This window comes from Clostridium pasteurianum, assembly GCF_001705235.1.
In the GTDB taxonomy this organism is placed as follows: Bacteria; Bacillota; Clostridia; order Clostridiales; family Clostridiaceae; genus Clostridium_S; species Clostridium_S pasteurianum_A.
Window position 1 is genome coordinate 3548408 of the sequence record NZ_MCGV01000001.1, and the last position, 23657, is coordinate 3572064.

Here is a 23657-nt window from a genome sequence, read left to right on the forward strand (position 1 = left end):
CGTTAGCCCAAGACAAGGGTGTCTATCGTGAGATGGAATCTAAAGGAAGTCAGGGGCAAAACTCTGATTTGACGTACAGAAACTACATATAAGGCATATGCCTGTAGGATAAGTTTGCTAAACAAAGCCATAAACTATCCGAAGCAGGCAGTGTAAATGTAGAAGATATATGTAGAGAAAGTAAGCACTCTTACCCGGGTAGGCTGATAGGTCAGGCAATAGTAGGATGGACGAATTATTAATATATTATATATATGAGAATAAGTGTAAAAATACTTGATAAGTGGCTAAGACGAAGGATTAGAATGTGTTTTAAGAAAAAGTGTTTTCATGAACACGATATTTAAAATAAGCAGAAAGATGTGCACAGTTTTGTTCCTGATATAATGAATAATGTATTGCTATCTTATGCCGCTATCTTACATATAGGCAATGATGATGTATGAAACGTCAAGTCAATATTCTAGTTAACCATATAAATATCTTTTCTTGTCATAATAAAAGGCCTTCCATGATTTTAATTTTATCACAGAAAGCCTTATTATTTTTTATTTACAAATTTTTCTTCATACATTCCTACATTGAAATAGTTTTTGGATAATTCTAATGTAATACTATTTTCCTTTTATGATTAGGGAAAGTCTATTCTACACCTTTTAGTGATTCTATCATGTCTATTTTGGCTGTTTTTTTCCTTAATAATAAATTTGATATGATTGTAACTAAGAAGGTAATTAAAATTGACAAGGCTACTGCACTAATGTCTAGTTTATCAGGAACAAGTTGATCAACACTTGACATTGCTTTTGTAAACAATTTAAAAATATAAATACTTAATGGTAGAACTATAATTACTGAAAATACAGTTATTATTATATTTTCAATAAATACAAGTCTATTTATTTTATTTTTTTGATATCCTAGTACTTTTAAGGTTGCTAGTTCACGTGTTCTCTCAAAAATATTTATTGATGACATAGTGAATATTGAAGCAGCTGAAAGTATAATTGCACAAAGTATTAATGTTATGCATGCTGGATTATTTCCTTTAACACTATTATCAACTGATTTTTTTAAATCGCCTTTATCAGTAACTTTATCTACAGAATCTTCTTTTTTGAAGAAATTATGTGTCTTAGAAAACTTACTAGAATTATTTACTTTAACTAAAAGTGAAGTTGGATTGTACTTTATGCCAACACTTTTCAAATATTTTGGAGTACAATAAATTGATTGCCCTCCAATATACTGTAAAGATATTTTTGAAATTTTCATGTTCACAGATTTTCCTTTAAGTTCAGGTGATATAAATTTCAATTTTATTGAATCACCTTTAGAAAGTTTATATTTATCAGCGTAAGATTTAGGTATTATTATACCTGTATTGTCCAATGAAATTTTATTATTTTTTTCATTATAAATATTAATAAGATTATTGCCTTTCTTAGTGACAGTTACAGACATATCTTTTTTATTACCAGAGCTAATAAATTCTACAGGAAGTTCTGATAATGTATAATAACGTTTTACATTAGAAGGCAATTTTAATGTGTTAGTAGTTATTGGATATTTATAATCAATTCTTAAATCATATTTATAAACTTCATTAAGCTGCTTAGTTACATATCTCATTGAAGTTTCATAACCAAAAGATATAATTAAAAGAATGACACATATAATAATGCTTATAGAACTGCATAATGCTCTTTTCTTAGTTAAAAATATATTTCTTAAAATTATTTTATTACCATAAGAAAGTCTTTTCCAAATGAATGCAAACCTTTCTATAAATATTCTTTTGCTTTTCTTTGGTGGCTTAGGACGCATAGCCTGTGCTGCACATTCTTTTAATATTTTTATACAAGATAAATAAGAAGCTATAACTCCAAAAAAGATAGATAGAAGTACAGTAGGAATTATACTAATAAAATCAATAGATGTTTTATAGTTAGGTAAAGAATACTGATTGTTAGTGCTTCCAATCTGAGGTACTATTATAATGCCAAGTATTGATCCTATAATAGATCCTAATATGCCAACTAAAATAGAATATTCAATGTAGTGTAATATGATGGTGCTATTTTTTATACCAAGTGCCTTCATAATTCCTATCTGATTTCTTTGAGAATCAACAATTCTTGATATAGTAAGAAATGTTGTTATAGCTGCAACTATGAAGAAAATTAATGGTATAACTTTCCCCATGACTCCATTACTTTTTACACTGCCATATAAGGCAGTATAGCTGACAGTTCTTTCTTTGCTTAACTGATATAAATAAGGTAGATCTTTAGATTTTGATTCAATTGAGTTACCTATTTTATCAATATCATAACCATCTTTAGCATCTACTATTAATTCATTATAATAAGAGCTGCCAGAAATTTCAGGTATCCTTTTTGATGAAATATAGGCTACTCCATAAGTTTTATGATCAGGAATTACAAGTGAAGGATCTTTAATATTGTATGCGTGTTCGACATCTTCACAAAAACCACTAATTTTAAATTTAAAATTTTTCTTATTAGCATTTAGCTTAATATTATCACCAATATGATAATTATGTTCTTTAGCATAATGTGAATCTAATAGTATTTCGTCCTTGTTAGATGGTGTGCTTCCTTTAATAATAGTTAATTTATCTATTTCATTGTTTGTAGGAATCGAGTGCACCGTTAAAGAAGTTTTTAAAGTGCCAAACATTTGGGTAGCATCAAAGGTATAACGACCTTCAATTCTATTTATACCTTTTATTTTTTTTAAAGTATTAATTTTGTCTTGTGAAATTTGACTATAATATACATTTAAGTCACTTAAATTATTAGTTTTAAAATAATTATTTGTATAGTCTCTTAGACTTTTAGATACAGTAGATAGTCCTGTAGAGAAAAAAGCTCCAACTGCTAGGACTAAAATAATAGCTATAAATTGCCCTTTAGATTGTCTAATATCTCTTAATAATTTAAAAAATAATTCTTTCATTACCACTCAATCTCCTCAATAGGTTTTTTTGTATCATTTTCAGTTATGCTTTCGATAAGGCCACTTTTAACTTTTATAACTTTATCAGCCATAGGGGCAATAGCCGAGTTATGTGTTATTAAAACTACACACTTTTTTGTTTCATTATTTAAATCCTGGAGAAGTTTTAAAACTGATTTACCTGTAACATAATCTAAAGCACCAGTTGGTTCATCACAAAGTAGCAGTAGAGGATTTTTTGCAGCAGCTCTAGCTATAGCAACTCTTTGCTGTTCTCCACCGGAAAGTTGCGAAGGGAAATTATTAAATCGCTCTTTTAATCCAACACTATTAAGTATATCTTTGGCATTTAGAGGATGTTTGCATACTTCAGAGGCAAATTCAACATTTTCTAAGGCAGTTAAGTTAGAAATTAAATTATAAAACTGAAATACAAAGCCTACTTTTTCACCACGATATGTTGTTAATTTTTTTTCATTAAATTTTGTAATATCATGGCCATTAACTAATACTTGTCCGGAGGTAGCAGTATCCATTCCACCGAGAATATTCAAAATAGTACTTTTGCCAGCACCGCTTGCACCTAAAATAACTACAAATTCACCTTCCTGTATTGAAAAATTAGCACCATTAACAGCATTTATAATTACATCTCCTACTTTGTATTGTTTTACAACATTTTTAAACTCTATTAAGTTCCTTTTCATTTATTTTCTCCCCTTCATATATAAGTTTTATTTAAGATTAGAAATTCTATCAAAAAATTTTAATTTTGCAGCGATAAAGACTTTTGTTTTTCCCCCTTTTGTGTAGATATTTTTAAGTTAAGAAATTAGATTTATTATGTTAGCAAAATAGGTATTAAATATAGATACCATATATTAACACTATATATATAAATATACCATGTATTGATAATAATAATATAATTAGCATTTTATTGAATTATAACACAAGCTATAGTTTATTGCAAGATACTAAAAGCATAATAGTAGCTTTTAATTTTTTTTAGTAAATAATTGAAATAACAAAATATATAAGTTTTAAACATTTACAATAATAACTATAAGTGGTAATATTATTTTAAAGCAGTTATGGGAAAAAAGGTTATTTAAAGAAGATAAATGTAAAATATATAAATATATGCACATAAATTCAATACTAATATTTAAATTATAAAAAATCAGAAGGGGGAAAAGATGGATAGATTTTTACAAGATAGAAAAGTGTTTTTATTTCCGGGTGTAGGAGTGAAATATAAAAAATTTTTAAGACTATTTAACGAAGAACAATTGAAAAAGTTAAAGAGATATACTGAAATTATAAATTCAGAGTTAAATATAGACTTATGGTCATATGCAAACAGTGAATTAGATAGTGAAACAAATAATGAATTTTTAGAATGGATTTTAATTTATGCTTGTGATTGTATTGTTTATAGAACTTATATAAAGAAAGGTATAAAACCAGATGTATTTGTAGGATATAGTATGGGAGTAATTACAGCGATGGTATGTGCAGAAGCATTATCATTTGAAGCAGGGTTGAATTTATTAAATAATATATACCTATATCCAACAAAAGCTAAAAGAAAAGAAGAGGCAATGGCAACCATTATTGGACTTGATTATAATGATGTACGTAAAATTATCGAAGAAGTAAACTTAGAAGAGTATGTTGAAATAGCAAGTGAAAATAGTGATTATTGTATTGTAATATCTGGAATAAAAAATGCAGTATGCAAAATTATGGAGATAGCAGAAGAACAAGGGGCAATAAAGACTATTAAATTAAATTCAACCTATGCATTTCATTCAAGCTATGCATTGGGAGGAATAGAATCAATGTATAATTTCATAAAAGGTATGGAAATCAATCAAGCTAAGATTCCAATAATGTCGATTTTTACACAGAAACTTATTATAGAAAAAAAGGACTTAAAAAGGGAATTACTGATTAATGTTTCTAGTTCTATGAAATGGAAGGATACCATATTAAAGTTGGGGGAAATTGGGAAAAATAAATTTGTTGAAGTAAGTTTAAATGATGCTTTAACTAAAATTTCTAGAGTTATAAATTTAGAATATGAATTTAGTACATATCAGGAAATCGTTGAATTTAATATTTAAAAGATTATAAAAAGGAGGGAAAAAAACTAATGAATATATTAGAAGTTAACAATCTTAAAAAAAAATATGGGGATTGTGAGGTTGTTAAAGGGATTTCGTTTGTTTTGAAAAAAGGAGAAATTTTAGGATTTTTAGGACCTAATGGTGCAGGAAAAAGTACTACAATAAATATACTTTCTACAGCACTTAAAGCAACAGAAGGACAGATAAAATTTATGGACAAGGATGTGTTGAAAAATAAGAAGGAATATAAGTCAAGTATAGGAATAGTTCCTCAAAAATTAGCTATATTTGAAAATTTATCGGCTATAGAAAATGTAAAATTCTTTGCTAGTTTTTATGGATTAAAGGGTGAGGATTTAAAAAGAAAATCTGAAGAGGCCTTAAAAATTGTTGGACTTTTAGATAGGGCTAAGGATTTACCTAAAACTTATTCTGGAGGTATGAAAAGAAGGTTAAATATAGCATGTGCTTTAGCTCATAATCCTAAAATTTTAATTTTAGATGAACCTACTGTGGGAATAGACCCTCAATCAAGAAATCATATTTTAGAGTCTATTAAAAAATTAAGGGATGGTGGTACATCTATTATTTATACAACTCACTACATGGAAGAAGTAGAGGCTATAAGTGATAGAGCAATTATTATTGACAAAGGAGAAATTATAGCAGAAGGAACTCTGGAAGAGTTAAAGGAAGGTATTCAAAAAAATACTGTTTATAATATTTATGGCGAGGGTATAGAAGAAATAAATACAGATATATTATATTCTATTGAAGGAGTTAGTAAGGTAGAAGCTAAAGATGGATTAAGGGTAAGTACTTTAAAAAATGCTAATAACTTAGATAGCATAATATTAAAGCTTATGGAACATAAAGTGAAAATAAAAAATATAGTTACTGAAGAACAAAATTTAGAAACTGTATTTTTAAATTTAACAGGAAGAAGCTTGAGGGATTAGGGGGAGAAATCATGAGTTTGTTAAATATGGTAAAGTTTGAATTTAAACTAATGTCTAAAACTTCAGTTATGGTACTCTCATTTTTTGCTTATCCAGTAGTACTAACATTAATAATAGGTTATTTAACTTATAATAATTTTGGAAGCGGAATATCTTCATATGACTACTATTCAATCGGAATGATGATTTTCATATATTCAGGTGCGGGACTTGCAAGCGTATATAATTTTATTGGTAAGCCTATAAAACAAGGCAATTTAAGAGTGATCTTTACTCCAATTAAAACTACAAGTATATATTTATCACAAATAATATGTGGAACGATATTTTGTGCAGCAGGAGCAGCATTTACTATGGCAGCTTTTAATGTTTTGTTTGGAATAAATTATAACGGAAATGAATTTATAATTTTCAGCTCGTTTGTCACCTTAATATTCATGTCAAATGCATTGGGAGTACTTTTGTGTATAATTATTGATAATGATGTAACCATTAATATGATTTTTAATACAATACAAACTGTTTTTTGTGTGCTAGGAGGCGCGTTCTTTTCGCTAGAGTCATTAGGAAAAATACCAGCAGCTATAGCAAAGATATCACCTGTTAAATGGGTGATGGATGGAATGTTAAACAGTATATATGATAACAATAATTTCCTATTGTATATAACAATTGCAATAAATATAGTTTTAGGTGTAATACTTATAGCATTTTGCAAATGTACATTTAAGACTGAAAAATACTTATAGGAAGGAGATATTTATGAGAAATATATTGTTAATAATAAAAAATAATTTATATAGACTTAGTAAAGAGAAAATTATTATATTTATGTTAATTATAGTATTGCCTATTGTAATTTATTTTGGCATATATTTTAGTCAAACAGATAGTATTACGGGTAAAATAGCCATTGTAAAAGCTAATAATAAGCAGGAAGAGAGAGTTAAAAAATCTGTAAAAGGCAAGGAAAAAGTAACTTTAAAGTTTTTATCTAAGGAACCAACTAAAACAGATCTTATAAAAGGAATTTATTTAGCAGAGATAAAGTTTAAGAAAAGCAAACCCGATGTAATTAGTTATGGGAAGGAAGATGTTAAAAAGGGAATAGAAGCGGCTATTAAAGGTAAGACTTATGTAGATAATAAAGACAATATAACTGTACAGGGGAAAATAATAGGCTTCTTAACTATGTTCCTATTTTTTGGATCTATAATGATTATGGACTTTTTTTTAACGGATAGAGAAAACAGTGTTTATTCAAGAGTATTAATAGCGAAGATATCTTATTATGAATATATTATAGGGCAGATGGTATATTGCTTATGTGTTTTAACAGTACCAAGTATAATAATGTCATTAGTAATTATAAAAATTTTATCTATACAGTTAAGAATAAGTACCGGGCTATTCTTATTATTAATATTTTTAGTAGGTCTATTAAGTAGTAGTTTTTCAATTTTAATATGTACTCTTTGTAAAAATAAAGCATCAGCATCAATGATGGGATCTATAGTAACTATGATTACATGCCTTTTAGGGGGATGCATCATAAATATAGTTGATAGTAATAAAATAATTGGGGCAATAAGGGAGTGTTTGCCACAAAAAAGATTGATTGATTTAGCTAATAAATATAATAATGGGGACTTAATATTTTTAATTGTAATAATATTATTATTTGTTTCAATTAGTATATTTGTAGGGAAAAGACAATATGAAAATGGAGATTTTGCATAAGAATTAAACAATTATGATTTCTTAATCAATTTTGGCAAAAATATATGCAAAGGATGGCTTTCTATGATAAAATGAGCATCATAGGAAGTTATTTTTTTATTTTAATTCAAAAGATAAAAAATCAATTGAATTAACAAATGACTTACATATTTCAATTGATAAGAATAATGGTATAATAGTATTAAAGTAATAATATATATGTAGGCTTTTTTTTATTTCTATAATTTTCAATGAAAGTTCATTTGAAATAATTTTTATGCTTATATATAATATTGTTATTGTATAATAATTAACAGTGAAAATAAATCTCATTTTTAATGAAGGGGGCAAAAAAGTGATTAAAAAATTTAAGAGAGTTTTAGTGGCAAACAGAGGCGAAATAGCAATAAGAGTTTTTAGAGCTTGTCATGAACTTGGAATAAGGACGGTTGCCATATATTCTGAGGAAGATAAGCTAGCTTTGTTTAGAACTAAGGCAGATGAATCTTATTTAATAGGAAAAAATAGGGGACCTATAGATGCATATTTAAATATTGATGAAATAATTGATTTAGCTCTAAAAAAAGGTGTAGATGCTATACATCCTGGATATGGTTTTTTATCTGAAAATGCAGAGTTTTCAAGAAGATGTGCTGAGGCAGGTATAGAATTTATAGGGCCAACTGGGGATATGATGGATAAACTTGGCGATAAAATAAATTCGAAATTAGCTGCTCATGCTGCAAATGTTGCAACTATACCTGGAGTTGAAAAACCAATAGAAACAGATGAACAGGCAATTGAATTTGCAAAACAGTGTGGATATCCTGTTATGGTTAAAGCGGCAGCAGGCGGCGGTGGAAGAGGCATGAGAATAGTTTCAAAAGAAGAAGATCTTATAGCCGCATGTAGAAGTGCTAAAAGTGAAGCTAAAAAGGCTTTTGGAATAGAAGACATATTTATTGAAAAATACATTGAAGGACCAAAACATATAGAAGTTCAGGTGCTTGGAGATAAGTATGGTAATATAGTTCATTTATATGAAAGAGATTGCTCTGTACAGAGAAGACATCAAAAGGTAATAGAAATGACACCAGCAGTTGCGGTTTCTGAAGAAAAAAGGCTTGAAATTTGTGAGGATGCTCTTAAAATAGCAAGATCAATAGGGTACAGAAGTGCAGGAACATTAGAATTTTTGCTAGATAAGCATGGAAATCACTATTTTATTGAAATGAATCCTAGAATACAGGTTGAGCACACTATAACTGAAATGGTTACTGGTATAGATATAGTTCAAAGCCAGATTTTAATAGCAGAGGGCTATAAACTTGATTCGCATGAAGTAGGCATTAAGAGTCAAAAAGACATACATTTAAACGGATATGCTATACAATGTAGGATAACAACAGAAGATCCTTCAAACAGTTTTGCACCAGACAATGGAAGAATAGATGTTTACAGAACAGGTTCTGGTTTTGGTATAAGACTTGATGGTGGAAATGGATTCACAGGGGCAGTAATAAGTCCATACTATGACAGCTTACTTGTAAAATCTACTGCGTGGTCTAGAACTTTTGAGGATGCAATAAGAAAAGCTATTCGTGCAATAAAAGAAACATACATATCAGGCGTAAAAACTAATATTGATTTTCTTATAAATGTTTTAAATCATGAAACATTTAGAAAAGGATTATGTGATACTAATTTTATAGCTAATAATCCAGAATTATTTGAGATAACACCTAGAATTGATACTGAAGCAAGAGTACTTAAATTTTTAGGCGAAAAAGTTGTAAATGAGACTCATGGAAACAAGGTTGAGTTTGATGTTCCAGTAGTTCCTAAATATGAAGTGAAAGAACCTTTAAGGGGAACAAAACAAATATTAGATGAGCAGGGTCCTAAAGGTCTTGTAGACTGGATAAAGGATCAGGATAAATTACTTCTTACAGATACTACTATGAGAGATGCACATCAATCATTAATGGCAACAAGACTTAGAACAGTTGATATGGTTAAAATAGCTAGGGCTGAATCTGCTCTTGCAAAAGACTTGTTCTCAATGGAAATGTGGGGAGGAGCAACTTTTGATACAGCATATAGATTTTTGAAAGAATCACCATGGGAAAGACTTGAAAGACTCAGAAAAAGAGTACCAAATATATTATTTCAGATGCTTCTAAGAGGGGCTAATGCAGTTGGGTATAAAAATTATCCTGATAATGTTATAAGGGAATTTATAAAGCAATCAGCACAATCTGGAATAGATGTATTTAGAATATTTGATTCATTAAACTGGCCTAAAGGTATGGAAGTTGCTATAGATGAAGTATTAAATCAAGGTAAAGTTGCAGAGGCTTGCATGTGCTATACTGGCGACATTCTTGATACAAATAGAGATAAGTATACTTTAAATTATTATGTAAATCTTGCTAAAAAAATAGAAAAATCAGGTGCGCATATTCTCGGTATAAAAGATATGTCAGCATTACTTAAACCTTATGCAGCACTTAAACTTATAAGAGCACTTAAAAATGAAATATCTATTCCTATTCATTTGCATACGCATGATACAACTGGAAATGGTGTTGCAACAGTTCTTATGGCTGCACATGCTGGTGTTGATATAGCAGATACTGCATTCAATAGTATGTCAGGACTTACAAGCCAGCCAGCACTTAATTCAGTGGTAGCAGCACTTAAGAATACTGAAAGAGATACTAAGATGAGTATAGGTGATCTTCAAAAGATATCTGACTACTGGAGTGCGGTAAGACCTGTATATAATAAATTTGAATCTGGATTAAAGGCCGTTTCTGCTGAAATATATAAATATGAGATACCAGGGGGACAATATTCAAATTTAAAGCCACAGGTTGAAAGCTTTGGATTAGGTCATAAGTTTGAACAGGTAAAGGAAATGTATAGAAAAGTAAATCTTATGCTTGGAGACATAGTAAAGGTTACTCCATCCTCAAAGATGGTAGGAGATTTAGCTATATTTATGGTTCAAAATGATTTAACACCTGAAAATATTGTGGAAAAAGGCAAAAATATGTCTTTCCCTGATTCTGTTGTTTCATACTTCAAGGGTATGATGGGTCAACCTAAAGGAGGATTTCCAAAAGGACTTCAAAAAATTGTTCTTAAAGGTGAAGAGCCTATTACATGCAGACCTGGAGAACTTTTGCCAGATGAAGATTTTGAAGGCATAAAAACTCATCTTAAAGAAGAGTGTAAAATTAATCCTAATGGTAAAGATGTTATAAGTTATGCTTTATATCCTGAAGTATTTGAAAGTTATTTGAAATACAAAAAGGACTATGGTGATTTAAGCAGAATAGGCAGTGATGTATTTTTCCATGGTTTAGCTGAGGGTGAAACTTCTGAACTTGAGATAGCTGAGGGAAAAACTTTGGTTGTTCAGCTTCTTCATATAGGTGAATTAGATAAGTATGGTAATAGAACCCTTGCATTTGAGGTAAACGGTAATAGAAGAGAAGTTAAAATTAAGGATAAATCAAGTGTGAATAAAGCCGAAGCCGTTGAAGAGATTGTTATGGCAAATGAAGATGATAAAAAGGAAGTTGGAGCAAGTATACCTGGAAATGTAATGAAAATTTTAGTAAAGCCAGATGATAAAGTTAAAGAAGGCCAAAGCTTAATGGTAATAGAAGCTATGAAAATGGAGACAAATGTAACAGCCAGCCAGGATGGAATTGTAAGTGGGGTATTTGTAAAAGAAGGCGATCAAGTACAGACTGGACAGTTATTAGTTAAGTTGGATTAGTTAATTTATAAATAATGATTATTATATAAAATGGAGGAGCATTGGGCAGTAAAGCTGTTTTATTGCTCCTTTTTTACATGATTTTATTATGATATAATAAAATATAGCATATAAATAGTTGTATTATTTGCAATATTTTAATTTGGGAGATGGTGGAATTTATGGACAAGAAATTATATTTATCTAGTTACAATAAAAAAATATGCGGTGTATGTGGTGGATTAGGAGAATATTTTGATATTGATCCAACCATAATTAGATTGATTTGGATAGTTCTTGTATTTGCTTTTGGAACTGGTATATTAGCCTATATAATATGTGCACTAATTATTCCTAATAATCCTGAAATTTAACGTTTTGCTAATTGAAATTAGTCTTTGAAAGTTTTAATGAATTTTCAAAGGCTAATTTTTTTATGATTTTGCACTAAAACAGGATATACAAAATTTTCAAATTGATTTATTAAAAAAACATATTGATTTTTAATGAATTAATGATATTATATATAGTATATTGATAATTTCGTTACAGTAAAACTTGGATACTATCATATTAATAATGAAAATGTATAAGTATATGTTCTGAATAAGCAAGTAATATTATTAATGTAATATCTACAATTTTAAGAATATTTCAATTATTTTATGGGGGGATAAAATCATGAAAAAATTATCTAAATTGTCTATTGCAATTATAATGGTAACTTTATTAACTGTAATGCTTAGCGTGACGGTATTTGCAGACAGTACAGCTTCTGTAAATGATCCATCAGGAACAAAAATTGGTACATCAGCAGATATTACAGCAGCAAAGGCAGGAAAGCCAACAACGAAGGAAATTGCTGACCAGGTAGGAAAAAATAAGCTTGGAATAAATTTTACATGGGTTATATTAACAGGATGCTTAATATTTTTTTTCCAGGCTGGTTTTGCAATGGTGGAAACGGGTTTTGTAAGAGCTAAAAATGCAATGCATACCATGGCGATGAATTTAATGGTGTTTTTAGTTGGGACTATAGGTTTTTATATTTGTGGTTTTGCATTTATGTTTGGGGGCGTAGGCAGCTGGAGCAGTCTTGGAAGTGGAACTTCCGCTCTTAATCATGAGATTGGTAATATCATTGGACTTAAGGGATTTTTCCTTAGCGGTTCTACCTATGATGTCGGTATTTTTGCATTGTTTTTTTTCCAAATGGTGTTTATGGATACGACATGCACAATTCCTACAGGAGCAATGGCCGAAAGAGTTAAATATTCTGCAGTTGTAATAAGCTCATTTTTTATTTCAATGATATATTATCCACTCTATGGTAACTGGATGTGGGGCGGTGGATGGCTTTCACAAATAGGAAGAACATTGGGACTCGGACATGGTGCTTTGGATTTTGCAGGATCTTCGGTTGTTCATGCTATGGGTGGTCTTATAGCTTTAAGTGGTGCTATTGTTATAGGTCCTCGTATTGGTAAATTTAGAAAAGATGGAAAAGCTAATGTTATTCCAGGACACCATATTCCTATGGCTGTAATTGGAACTATAATACTTTTCTTTGGATGGTTTGTATTTAATGCAGGAAGTACCACTAATGGTGATGACTTTAGACTTGCAGTAGTTGCAGTTAATACTATGATAGCAGGAGCTGTTGGCGGATTTGTTGCTATGATGTATATGTGGATTAGATATGGAAAACCAGATCCAGCCATGACATGTAATGGAGCTTTAGCTGGACTTGTTGCAATAACCGCTCCGTGTGCATTTGTAAATAGTGTTGCCGCATTTTTTATAGGTGCAGTATCAGGAGTTCTTGTGTGTGTAGCAGTTAAAGTAGTTGAGGATAAACTTAAAATTGATGATCCTGTTGGTGCTGTATCAGTTCATGCTGTAAATGGAATTTGGGGTATGATTGCGCTTGGATTATTTGCTGATGGAACTTATGGCGATGGATTAAATGGAGTTGCTGGGACTGTAAAAGGACTATTCTATGGTGATCCAAGTCAATTGGGAGCACAACTTGTAGCTGTAGTAACATTAATAATATGGGGCTTCGGTTCATCTTTCATATTCTGGAAGATAACTAATAAGTTAGTTGGAATAAGGGTTAAACCAGAAGATGAGATAAAGGGACTTGATATTCCAGAAATGGGCATGCTTGCATATCCTGATTTTACTTTAAATAATTTGCATGAAACATCTTTAAAGAATGAGGCTGACATATAATGGATGTAAATAAGAATTAATTAGTCCTAAAAGCATACTGTAAAAAAGTTACATTTAATTTAATAAAATTGATGTAACTTTTTTATCATATTATCAAAAATAGCGTAAAAATGATATTAAAACCGAAGCAACATTTTTAAATATAGTAAAACCATATTTAAAGTAAAAAACAGTAAACGTTTTCAAGAAATAAATAGTAAAAGATGAACGATAAAAATTAAAAAAATTCTATTTTATATTGCATATTTTTGATAATTGCATTATTATTATATTATTGTTAGTAAATACGAAGTGTATATTACATAATTTTTGAAAGGGGATTCAAAATGGAAAGATTAGATAAAACGTTTGGCGAAAATGTATTTGACGATAGTGTCATGAAAGATCGTCTTACTAAACCAACATACAAGGCATTAAAGAAGACTATAGAGAAGGGGGCTCCTCTTGATGTTTCTATTGCTGATGAAGTAGCTAAGGTTATGAAGGATTGGGCTGTAGAGAAGGGCGCAACACACTTTACCCACTGGTTTCAACCTTTAACAGGTATAACTGCAGAAAAACACGATTCTTTTATATCTCCAGATGCTCCAGGAAAAGTAATTCTTAAATTTTCTGGAAAAGAATTGATTAAAGGAGAGCCTGATGCATCATCATTCCCTTCAGGCGGTCTTAGAGCTACTTGTGCAGCTAGAGGATATACTATATGGGATTGTACTTCACCTGCATTTGTAAAAGATGGTACACTTTGCATTCCTACAGTTTTCTGTTCTTACACAGGAGAAATATTAGATACAAAAGGACCTCTTCTTCGTTCGGTTGATGCATTATCAAAAGAAGCTATACGTGTTTTAAGATGTATTGGTAATACTACTACTAAAAAGGTTTTTCCTAATGTTGGACCTGAACAAGAATATTTTATAGTTGATAAAAAGACTTATGAAGAGAGAGAAGATCTTATATTTACAGGTAGAACTTTATTTGGTGCACCAGCTCCAAAGGGACAAGAATTAGATGACCATTATTTTGGTGTACTTAAAGAAAGAATTTCGGATTTTATGAAAGATGTTGATAGACAGTTATGGAGTCTTGGAATAACTGCTAAGACAAAACATAACGAAGTTGCTCCATCACAGCACGAACTTGCTACTATATTTACAAGTGCAAATATAGCAACAGATAATAATCAACTTGTAATGGAAATTTTAAAGAAGACTGCATTAAGACATGGACTTGTATGTTTACTTCATGAAAAACCATTTGCAGGAATTAATGGTTCAGGAAAACACAATAACTGGTCAGTTTGTACAGATGATGGATTGAATCTTTTTGATCCAGGTGATACTCCTCATGATAATAAGCAATTTTTATTGTTCTTTACAGCAGCTATAAAGGCTGTTGATGAGTATGCTGATTTACTTAGATTTTCTGCTTCAAATGCAGGAAATGATCATCGTTTAGGTGCAAATGAAGCACCACCGGCTATAATATCAATATTCGTTGGAGATCAGCTTGAAGATGTTCTTGAACAATTAGAAAAGGGAGCAGCAACAAGCTCTAAAGGAAAATCAAAATTAGATTTAGCTATTTCTACAATACCTACAGTAATAAAAGATGCAACTGATAGAAATAGAACATCACCATTTGCATTTACTGGAAATAAATTTGAATTCAGAATGCCACCTTCTTCAAAATCTGTAGCAGAGCCTAATACTATATTAAATGTAATTTTAGCGAATGTTTTATCTGAAATCGCAGACAGGCTTGAAAAAGCTAGTGATGTAGATGCAGAAGTTGCTAAGGTTCTTACAGAAACAGTAAAAGATCACAAGAAAGTTGTATTCAATGGAAATGGATATTCTGATGAATGGGTTGCAGAAGCCCAAAAGAGAGGACTTCCAAATGTTAAGACAACTGTAGAAGCAACTAAAGCATTAATAACTGATAAGAATGTTGCTGCATTTGAAAAATTTGGAGTTTTAACTAAGACAGAATTAGAATCGCGTTATGAAGTTACTCTTGAAAACTATGCAAAAACAATAAATATAGAAGCTTTAACAATGGTAGATATGACTGCAAAGAAGATATTACCAGCAGTTATTAAATATACAGCTAAGTTAGCTAATTCATTAAATGCTATTAAAGCAGCAGTACCATCAGCAGACGTTTCTGTTGAAACTGAGCTTATTACTAAAATTTCAGCACTTACAGCAAAACTTAATAAAGAACTTGCTGATCTTAAAGCAGCTACTGATAAAGCAGCAGCTACTACTGATGCTTATGACCAAGCATATGCTTATAAATTTGATGTGTTTGAAAAAATGTCAGCTTTAAGAGAAACTGCAGATGCTCTTGAAGTATTAGTTGATAAGAAAGCATGGCCTTTCCCAACTTATTCAGATTTGTTATTTAACGTATAAATTTTATACTTGTAAATTCATTAAACCACCTCAATTCAATTTTGAGGTGGTTTTTATAATGATAAATTTAATTTTTTTGCATCAATAATGTTATTGAAAAAAATTACAGATTGATATAATATAAAGTAAAAAGTATTTTACTGGAGGTTATTATGAAAGGTGCATTTGTTTATTTTTCGGGTACCGGAAATACTGAATACGTGATAGAACAATTAATTAAAGAATTTCAGGAAAAAAATATAGACTGTAAAACAGTTGATATAACTAAGGAAAACACGGTATCAGCAGAGTTTGATTTTTATGTAGTAGCTTCACCTATCCATGTTGAAGTTTTTCCAAAGATATTTGTAGATTGGATTAAAAATAATCTTCCTAAGGTGGATAGTAAAAGATGTATTGTTATATCAACAGAGGCATCATATATTGCCTACGGGGGAAGACAAATAGGAAGAATATTAGATAGCAAAGGGTATGATGTTGTTTGTGTAAAATCAATACCTATGCCTAATAATTATTACCTGGGAAAACATTTTAAAGCGACTACTAAAGAAAGACAAGAAGAGATGAAAAAAGAAGTTAGTCTAGAAGCTAAAAATATAGTAGATAAGTTTTTAAAAGATGATGGATACATTGAAAAAGAATCAGCAGTGATGGCTATTGTAGGGAAAATTACTTATGATATCTGTATACCTTATTTTCACAGCTGGGCTAGAAAAAATCTATCAATTGACTATGATAAATGTGTAAAGTGTAAAAAGTGTGAAAAAGATTGTCCTACGCATAATATAGTGTTTCAGAATAAAATAGTATTTAAAAATAAGTGTATATCATGTCAAAGATGCTTACAGAAATGTCCTGTAAATGCATTCTTGTACAAGGGTGAACATTTTAATCAAGTGAGGATTAAAGAAGATTAGGGGATGGTATTATTAAAAATATTATATTTATATATGATGATTCTGAAAAGGGAAAAGAAATTGCTTTTTGTTCTTCTATTATAGAGGGAAATTCAAGATACTGTACTACCCAAGAGTTTAAGGAAAAATATAAGAAATTTGATTATGTATCATTTATAATAGGAAATTTGGATGAAAGCATGGAGAAGTTCATTACTGTGAATAATGAATGGATTAAAAGTAAAAAAATCATATTAATATATTTTAATCATGAAAATGTAAGGTCAAGGGCTATAAAAGTATTTGGTAAGTTTAGTAATGTAATAAAAAGGGAATTAATTATAAATGAGGATATACGGGAAGAATATTTAAATACTGCTATGGAAATTAAGGATTTAGTTGACAGTGATTATAAAAAGTGTCCAGATGAAATTCTTATAAATCAAATTGAAGATTTTCTTAATTCACATACAACTTGTACATTATGCAGTTGCAGTGGCAATAGGCCTATTGGAACACCTATAGAATATATGTATAAAGAAGGATATATGTATTTTATAACTGAAGGTGGGAGAAAATTTTTTAATATTTTAAGGAACAATAAGGTTGTTGTTTCAGTTTATGAAGATTATAAAGGTTTTGATAAGCTTAATGGATATCAATTTTTGGGAGAGGCTTCAATTATAAAAGACGATTCAGAGGAATATAGAAGTGTTCTAAGTATGAAAAAATTGAATGCTCAGATGGTAGCTTCAATGAATGTAATGCTTCATGTACTTAAAGTAAAACTCCAGAGGGCAGATATTATTTCCTCTGATATAAAGAAAAATGGGTATGATGCTAAACAAAAATATTTTTTTAAATAGTAGATTTGTTAAAAAACTAAAAATATAGAAAAAACAAGGTTGCAGTACTGATTTTTCAGTTCAGCAACCTTGTTTAAGTTATTTTGCTTATATCTTTATTTGTTTTTCTTTTTCTTTTTTATGTATACTACAATGCTATATACTATAAATAGAATTATAGCGCCTGCAACAAAATAATCTGCTATATGGAAATAAGAACGAATAACCTGCCAGTTTTTACCCATTACAAAACCTGCATAAACTAAAACAGTGCTCCAAATTGCAGAACCAATAAAAGTGTAAATTGCAAATTTTGCAAAATTCATTTTTGCGATTCCAGCAGGAAGTGAAATGAAAGTTCTTATTATAGGTAAAAGTCTGGATATAAAAATTATTTTATCGCCGTACTTAGCAAAAACAGATTCGCTCTTCTCTATTTTTTCCTTTGATAAATGAAGTGTTGAAGCATACTTATAAACAAGTACTCTCCCACCTTTTGCACCAATAGCATAAGCTAGTATTGACCCAACAAGTCCGCCTAAAGTTGCAAAAACAATTACCATTATTAAGTTTAATTTGTGCCCTAAAGGAGCTGAACTTGAACTTAAATATCCGCCGAAGGGCAGTACTATCTCACTTGGAATTGGTATACAAGCACTTTCTAATAACATTCCACCAAATGTTCCCGCATATCCCAGTTTGCCTAGCAGGAATATTATAAAGTCAATAATGTGTTCAACCAATATTATCACTACTTTCGCTAGTTTTATTAAAATACAATGAAATTATACCATATATTAATAGCATAACAAAATTAATTTATTGTAAATTGCAGGCGGCTATAATTTTAATTCTCAACATGAAAATATTGCAAAGTAATAGTATTTTGCAAGCTTCGTAGAATTATTGAAAATTTACTTGGCTAAATAGTGATTTACTAATTTGATATATGCAATTTATGCCTAGAATTTCGTAGGTACGGAGAAATTTTTCACTTGTTTTACTCCAAAAGCGAATTAACATTGGTGAAGCAACGATTTAAAAAATTCTAATAAATCTTGGTTGAAAAATCATAAAATACTTAGAGTTTCCAATATTATCGTATATTAGGTTTGGGCTTTAGCCCATTATCCTTCTTAACCTAATAAAAGCACTCCCTATATTATGAGAGTACTTGTTTAAATAATCATTAATATTAAAGAATAAAATTTATTAACCGTAAATATTAAGATTGACTATATTCTATAAAGAAGGATAATGGGTCTACGGCCCAAACCCTGGTTATGATAAGATTTATATAATTTTTTTAATGTTGCAAATCAATGTTAGTTCGCGATATTTACGAATAAATCATTGACAAATAAAAGTTAAAGTGTTACTATCAATTCAGAATAAATTTGACCTTTAATACTGGTCCTGTGAGGCCTGGAAGGTGCTATTAATAGGTGTAGTATACCTTCCTCAAATAGGGAAGGTTTTTATTTTATAAAAAATTACCTTTAAATTTAGTTCAGAGAAACTAAGAAGGGGGTTTGATAACTATGTTAAAAGGTAGAAGTTTAATTGATCCAATGGATTTTACTACAAATGAATTAGAAGAAATATTTAAGCTTGCAGATGATATTATAGCATGTCCAGAAAAGTATATGCATGCAGCAGAAGGGAAAATACTTGCCACTTTATTTTATGAACCAAGTACTAGAACAAGATTTAGTTTTGAAACAGCAATGTTAAGACTTGGTGGTCAGGTAGTTGGTTTTTCAGAACCAAATTCAACCTCTGTGTCTAAAGGAGAGACTATTGCAGATACTATAAGAATAGTTTCTTGTTATGCAGATATTGTAGCAATGAGACATCCCAAAGAAGGAGCACCTAAGGTTGCATCCATGTATTCAACAATTCCCGTGATAAATGCAGGAGATGGAGGACATCAGCATCCAACTCAAACATTAGCAGATCTTTTAACCATGAGAAGAACAAAAAAGAGACTTTCAAATTTAACAATAGGTATATGTGGTGATTTGAAATTTGGAAGAACTGTCCACTCTCTAATAAAAGCAATGTCAAGATATGAAAATAATAAAGTAATATTAATTTCACCAGATGAACTTAAGGTTCCAGGATACATAAAAAAAGAAGTGCTGGATAAAAATAAAATAGAATATAAAGAAGCTAAGAGAATTGAAGATGTAATAGGAGAATTAGACGTTCTTTATATGACACGTGTACAGAAAGAAAGATTTTTTAATGAGGAAGAATATATAAGGCTTAAGGATAGTTATATATTAAATGAAAATAAACTTAAAAATGCAAAAGACGATATGATAATACTTCATCCACTTCCAAGGGTTAACGAAATTTCATACGAAGTAGATAATGATAAGAGAGCATATTATTTCAAACAAGCTAAAAATGGAATGTATGTCAGAATGGCACTTATGGCAAAATTAATGGGGGTGTGCTAATATGCTTACAATTAACAGTATTAGAAATGGAATAGTAATAGACCACATAAAAGCAGGTTATGGCATAAAAATATATAACTATCTTAAGCTAGATGAAGCAGAGTTTCCAACAGCACTTATAATGAATGCTGTAAGCAAAAAAAATGTTACTAAAGATATAATAAAAATAGAGAATGTTATGGATCTTGATCTCACAGTACTTGGATTCCTAGATCCTAACATAACTGTTAATATAATTGAAGATGAAAAAATAAAAGAAAAGATACAACTTGAGCTTCCGGATGAAATAGTGAATGTGATTAAATGCAATAATCCTAGATGTGTTACTTCTGTTGAAAAGTATGTTGCACACAAGTTCAAATTAGTAGATGAAAAAAGCGGCGAATACAAATGCGAATATTGTGATGAAATATATAAGGGCGCAAATATATAAGACTGATTTAATGCGGAGGAGTAATGGAATAATGATTATAGACAAACTTTATGAAAGTGTAGAAAAAAAAGGTCATGTTTGCCTTGGACTTGATACAGATGCAGCTTATATACCGGAATATTTTATGAATGAATATGAGAACTTAGAAGATGCATTATTTAATTTTAATAAGAAAATTATAGATGCAACTTTGGATGTAATAGCATGTTATAAGGTTCAAATAGCATATTATGAGGCTTATGGCTTAAAAGGACTTTTAGCATATAAAAGAACTCTTAATTATATTAAGGAAAGAGGAGCTATTTCTATAGCAGATGTAAAAAGAGGAGATATATCAAAGACTGCTGAAATGTATGCTAAAGCTCATTTTGAAGGAGACTTTGAGGCGGATTTTGTTACACTGAATCCGTACATGGGATTAGATGGTATAGAACCTTATATGCCGTATATTGAAAATAAAGAAAAGGGAGTATTCATTCTACTTAGAACTTCAAATAAAGGTGCACATGATGTGCAGTATATAAAAACGGAAAATGGAAGTACAGTGTACAAAGAAGTTGGAGAAAAGATAGCTAATTTAGGACAAAAGGTTATTGGTAGGAGTGGATATTCTTCAATTGGAGCAGTAGTTGGATGTACTCATGTTGAAGAAGGAATTGAAATAAGAGATAAGTTCAAAAATATGTTTTTCTTAATACCTGGCTATGGTGCTCAAGGTGGAACGGCAAAGGAAGTTAATTTATATCTTAAAAATGGAAATGGTGGAGTTGTAAATTCATCTAGAGGTATAATTCTTGCTTATAAGAAAAAGGAAAATGGTGAGAAAATTTTTGATGCGTGTGCCAGAGAGGCAGCCATTTGTATGAGGGATGCAATAAGGAGAGGAATTTAATGAAAGAGAAATATACTGTAGAAAAGGTATATGAAAATGTAAAGGTTGAAGAGGGAATATATAAACTTACTATAAAAGGTAATTTTAAAGTTAAACCTGGACAATTTTATCTTTTAAGGGCATGGGATATTGAACCTACACTCTCAAGACCTATAAGTGTACATGATGTAGATGATGAAAAGATATCATTTTTATATTCAGCTATTGGAAAGGGAACTAAAATTTTATCTAAATTAAAAAATGGTGATGAAATAAAAATAACAGGACCACTTGGAAATGGATTCGATACAGAAAAGGTAAAGGGAAAAATAGCTGTAGTATGCGGTGGAATAGGTATAGCACCTATGTTATATTTGGTTAAAAGCTTAAAGAATTGTACGATAGATTTTTACGCTGGATTCAAAACTGTGAATAAAACTGTGGATAATGTGGAAAAATATGTTAATAATTTGAAGATATCCACAGAAGATGGAAGTATTGGCACAAAAGGATATGTAACTGATATACTTGAACCTCAAAAATATGATCTTGTTTTATGCTGTGGACCTGAAATAATGATGTATAAGGTTATCAAAATGTGTCAAGAAAAGAATGTTCCGGTTTATGTTTCCATGGAGAAAAAAATGGCTTGTGGAATAGGAGCATGTCTTGTATGTACATGTAAAACTAGGAGCGGGAGAAAGAGAACTTGTAAGGAAGGACCAGTATTTTTAGGGAGCGAGTTGATATTAAATGACTAATGTTAATATATGTGGAATAAATTTTAAAAATCCTGTTATTGCTGCATCTGGAACCTTTGGCTTCGGTGAAGAGTTTTCACAGTATTTTGATGTTGCAAAGCTCGGTGGAATATGTTCTAAAGGACTTACATTAAATCCTAAAGAGGGTAATGACGGTGAAAGAGTTTTTGAAGTTACAGGTGGAATGATGAACAGTGTAGGACTTCAGAATCCTGGCGTTAAGAACTTTATAAAAAATGAACTTCCTAATATGAAAAAAATAGATACTGTTTGCATTGTTAATTTAGGTGGAGGCTCAGAGGAAGATTATGTAGAAGGTATGGAGCTTTTAAATAGTACAAATGCAGATATGATAGAACTTAATATATCATGTCCTAATGTAAAACATGGTGGCATGGCATTCGGCATAAAATCTGATGTAGCATATAGAGTAGTTTCTGAGGTTAGAAAGGTATGCAGAAAACCTCTTATGGTAAAACTATCACCTAATGCTGAGGATATTGTAGCTATGGCTGTAAAATGTGAAGAAGCAGGTGCAGATGCAATATCACTTGTAAATACTTTTAAGGGTATGGCAGTTGATATAAAGAGGAGAAAGCCTGTTTTTGACAATGTTACAGCAGGACTTTCGGGAAAGGCTATAAAGCCCATAGCACTTAGAATGGTGTATGAAACTTGCAGGGCTGTTAATGTTCCTGTAGTAGGAATGGGAGGCATATATACTGCTGAGGATGCAATTGAATTTATTATGGCAGGTGCATCAGCAATTCAGGTTGGTACGGCTAATTTTATAAAACCAGATATTTGTGTAGACATAATTGATGGTATAGAAGGATTTATTCAAAAAGAAGGCATAAAAGATATTAGCGAAATACGTGGCATTATATAAAATTGCGAAGTAACAGTATTTTGAAACATTAAATAAAACTCATAAGACTAAGCCTCAAATTATAAAAAGACTAAGAAGTTTCAATAACTCGCTGAAAAGAAGCTCAGACAAATTGAAACATCTAAGTCTTTTTATAATTTGAAGCAAAGTCTTATTGAATTTTATTTAAACAGTTTCCAAAATACTGTTACTTCGCATAGAGGTAAAAGCAAGGAAGATTTTCTTCCGCTCCGCTGCAGAAAATCTGAATTAAAAACTCATATAAAATAGGGCTACTACAAAAT

The 23657-nt window shown here is 30.3% G+C and carries 18 protein-coding genes; 15 read left to right on the forward strand and 3 right to left on the reverse strand.

Going from position 1 to position 23657, the window contains the following annotated elements:
* Positions 1-642: 642 nt before the first annotated feature.
* Together BEE63_RS15900 and BEE63_RS15905 are read right to left on the reverse strand one after the other, a co-directional pair.
* Positions 643-2982 (reverse strand): ABC transporter permease, encoded by a 2340-nt coding sequence (locus BEE63_RS15900; protein WP_066022307.1) that lies wholly within the window; start codon positions 2980-2982, stop codon positions 643-645.
* Positions 2982-3689: an ABC transporter ATP-binding protein gene (locus BEE63_RS15905; protein WP_066022308.1), complete on the reverse strand. Its 708-nt coding sequence runs from the start codon at positions 3687-3689 to the stop codon at positions 2982-2984. Before BEE63_RS15905 ends, BEE63_RS15900 begins: the two co-directional genes overlap by 1 nt.
* A gap of 492 nt (positions 3690-4181) precedes the next feature.
* Between BEE63_RS15905 and BEE63_RS15910 the strand changes: the two genes are divergently transcribed.
* The 10 genes from BEE63_RS15910 (at position 4182) to BEE63_RS15955 (ending at position 17975) form a co-directional block, all read left to right on the forward strand.
* The gene (locus BEE63_RS15910) at positions 4182-5111 is read left to right on the forward strand and encodes an ACP S-malonyltransferase (RefSeq protein ID WP_066022309.1); all 930 of its coding nucleotides are present in this window, start codon (positions 4182-4184) and stop codon (positions 5109-5111) included.
* A gap of 29 nt (positions 5112-5140) precedes the next feature.
* A complete protein-coding gene (locus tag BEE63_RS15915) occupies positions 5141-6073 on the forward strand; it encodes an ABC transporter ATP-binding protein (RefSeq protein WP_066022310.1) in 933 nt (310 codons plus the stop codon).
* A gap of 11 nt (positions 6074-6084) precedes the next feature.
* Complete coding sequence (locus tag BEE63_RS15920) at positions 6085-6822, forward strand: ABC transporter permease (protein WP_066022311.1); 738 nt, start codon at positions 6085-6087, stop codon at positions 6820-6822.
* A gap of 13 nt (positions 6823-6835) precedes the next feature.
* On the forward strand, positions 6836-7813 hold the full coding sequence (locus BEE63_RS15925) for an ABC transporter permease (RefSeq protein WP_066022312.1): 978 nt from the start codon (positions 6836-6838) through the stop codon (positions 7811-7813).
* A gap of 337 nt (positions 7814-8150) precedes the next feature.
* Positions 8151-11582, forward strand: a complete 3432-nt coding sequence (locus tag BEE63_RS15930; RefSeq protein ID WP_175400895.1) for a pyruvate carboxylase — start codon at positions 8151-8153, stop codon at positions 11580-11582.
* A gap of 161 nt (positions 11583-11743) precedes the next feature.
* Complete coding sequence (locus BEE63_RS15935; protein ID WP_066022314.1) at positions 11744-11935, forward strand: PspC domain-containing protein; 192 nt, start codon at positions 11744-11746, stop codon at positions 11933-11935.
* 307 nt (positions 11936-12242) lie between these two features.
* Positions 12243-13796, forward strand: a complete 1554-nt coding sequence (locus BEE63_RS15940; protein ID WP_081312579.1) for an ammonium transporter — start codon at positions 12243-12245, stop codon at positions 13794-13796.
* Between the two features lie 326 nt (positions 13797-14122).
* Positions 14123-16213, forward strand: a complete 2091-nt coding sequence (locus BEE63_RS15945) for a glutamine synthetase III (RefSeq protein ID WP_066022315.1) — start codon at positions 14123-14125, stop codon at positions 16211-16213.
* A gap of 152 nt (positions 16214-16365) precedes the next feature.
* Positions 16366-17130 (forward strand): EFR1 family ferrodoxin, encoded by a 765-nt coding sequence (locus tag BEE63_RS15950; RefSeq protein ID WP_066022316.1) that lies wholly within the window; start codon positions 16366-16368, stop codon positions 17128-17130.
* 179 nt (positions 17131-17309) lie between these two features.
* A complete protein-coding gene (locus BEE63_RS15955; RefSeq protein ID WP_242874810.1) occupies positions 17310-17975 on the forward strand; it encodes a pyridoxamine 5'-phosphate oxidase family protein in 666 nt (221 codons plus the stop codon).
* 95 nt (positions 17976-18070) lie between these two features.
* Here BEE63_RS15955 and BEE63_RS15960 read toward each other — a convergent pair whose 3' ends face one another.
* Positions 18071-18697, reverse strand: a complete 627-nt coding sequence (locus BEE63_RS15960; protein WP_066022318.1) for a DedA family protein — start codon at positions 18695-18697, stop codon at positions 18071-18073.
* A 798-nt stretch (positions 18698-19495) separates the two neighbouring features.
* On the opposite strand from BEE63_RS15960, the gene pyrB reads away from it, so the two are divergent.
* From pyrB to BEE63_RS15985, 5 genes are read left to right on the forward strand one after another with little or no spacing between them, the layout of a single operon-like run.
* Positions 19496-20419, forward strand: a complete 924-nt coding sequence (pyrB, locus tag BEE63_RS15965; protein ID WP_066022319.1) for an aspartate carbamoyltransferase — start codon at positions 19496-19498, stop codon at positions 20417-20419.
* Between the two features lies 1 nt (position 20420).
* A complete protein-coding gene (locus BEE63_RS15970) occupies positions 20421-20852 on the forward strand; it encodes an aspartate carbamoyltransferase regulatory subunit (RefSeq protein WP_066022320.1) in 432 nt (143 codons plus the stop codon).
* A 31-nt stretch (positions 20853-20883) separates the two neighbouring features.
* Positions 20884-21744 (forward strand): orotidine-5'-phosphate decarboxylase, encoded by an 861-nt coding sequence (gene pyrF / locus BEE63_RS15975; RefSeq protein WP_066022321.1) that lies wholly within the window; start codon positions 20884-20886, stop codon positions 21742-21744.
* Positions 21744-22484, forward strand: coding sequence for a dihydroorotate dehydrogenase electron transfer subunit (locus BEE63_RS15980; protein WP_066022322.1), 741 nt, complete (start codon positions 21744-21746; stop codon positions 22482-22484). The genes pyrF and BEE63_RS15980 overlap by 1 nt, the downstream gene beginning before the upstream one ends.
* Complete coding sequence (locus BEE63_RS15985; RefSeq protein ID WP_066022323.1) at positions 22477-23373, forward strand: dihydroorotate dehydrogenase; 897 nt, start codon at positions 22477-22479, stop codon at positions 23371-23373. Before BEE63_RS15980 ends, BEE63_RS15985 begins: the two co-directional genes overlap by 8 nt.
* Positions 23374-23657: the final 284 nt, after the last annotated feature.